This is a genomic window from Streptococcus sp. 27098_8_91, assembly GCF_041432385.1.
Classification (GTDB): Bacteria; Bacillota; Bacilli; order Lactobacillales; family Streptococcaceae; genus Streptococcus.
In genome coordinates, this window is record NZ_JAPVZN010000023.1 from 1 (window position 1) to 751 (window position 751).

Sequence of the window (751 nt, forward strand, 5' to 3'; positions counted from 1 at the left end):
AGTCAATCCGCAAGTACATCGGCTAGCCAGTCAGCGTCAACCAGTGCAAGCCAATCAGCAAGTACATCGGCATCTGAATCAGCATCAACAAGCGCCAGTCAATCCGCAAGCACGTCGGCAAGCCAAAGTGCTTCAACAAGCGCCAGTCAATCAGCAAGCACGTCGGCTAGCCAGTCAGCGTCAACCAGTGCGAGCCAATCAGCCAGCACGTCTGCAAGCCAAAGTGCTTCAACAAGCGCAAGTCAATCAGCAAGCACGTCAGCTAGCCAGTCAGCTTCAACAAGCGCCAGTCAATCAGCCAGCACGTCAGCTAGCCAATCAGCATCGACAAGTGCGAGCCAATCAGCAAGCACATCAGCGTCTGAGTCAGCATCGACAAGTGCGAGCCAATCAGCCAGCACGTCAGCTAGCCAGTCAGCGTCAACCAGTGCAAGCCAATCAGCAAGCACGTCAGCTAGCCAGTCAGCTTCAACAAGCGCCAGTCAATCAGCCAGCACATCAGCTAGCCAGTCAGCATCGACAAGCGCAAGTCAATCCGCAAGCACATCAGCATCTGAATCAGCGTCAACAAGTGCATCGACCTCAGCATCTGAGTCAGCAAGCACAAGTGCATCGACCTCAGCGTCTGAATCAGCAAGCACAAGTGCATCGACATCAGCATCTGAGTCAGCAAGCACAAGTGCATCGACCTCAGCATCTGAGTCAGCAAGCACAAGTGCATCGACCTCAGCATCAACAAGTGCATCGACTT

1 protein-coding gene is annotated in these 751 nt (G+C 53.7%); it reads left to right on the top strand.

The window, feature by feature from the left end:
• A partial coding sequence (locus tag O3611_RS09730; protein ID WP_371608520.1) for a hypothetical protein occupies positions 1-751 on the top strand: 751 nt, incomplete at both ends.